Origin of the sequence: Gordonia araii NBRC 100433 (assembly GCF_000241265.1) — a bacterium.
Lineage (GTDB): Bacteria > Actinomycetota > Actinomycetes > Mycobacteriales > Mycobacteriaceae > Gordonia > Gordonia araii.
The window spans coordinates 1-397 of record NZ_BAEE01000086.1 but is presented as its reverse complement, the minus strand read 5'-3'; the positions used below and the strand labels follow the sequence as shown (position 1 = coordinate 397).

The window sequence follows — 397 nt, the reverse complement described above, 5'->3', positions numbered from 1 at the left end:
TTTCCTGACCTGGTTGAGCACGCGAGCCAAGTCCACCCCGACCTAAAGAGCCTCGTTGAGAACCTCTCCGAGCCCGGCTGTGCCCGCCTTGCAGAGGCAACTTCCCTATGCGAGATGTGGGTTGATCCCGAATTCATGAAGCTCCTCAGCACGCTTAAGCTCGACGGGCGTCTCCCTGCCATCGCAGCGAACATCGATGCTCGCTGCGACTCCAAGCGTGTCCTGGTGTATACGGCGCCAGAGGGCACCGAGACTGCGGATGTTCGCAAAATCGTCCAGCGTGCATGGACAGCATCAATCAATACGTTCGCGGAAGCGTTGCACCAACGTGCAAAGGAGATAGCAGTAGGAAAACTCAGCTCGGGTTGGACCCCCGACCAGGCCGTGAACACCCCGA

At 58.9% G+C, this 397-nt stretch carries 1 protein-coding gene; it reads left to right on the top strand.

Features of this window, described 5'->3' with window-relative positions:
* Positions 1-397: hypothetical protein (locus GOARA_RS20460; protein ID WP_007323782.1), on the top strand; the 397-nt coding region annotated here is incomplete at both ends.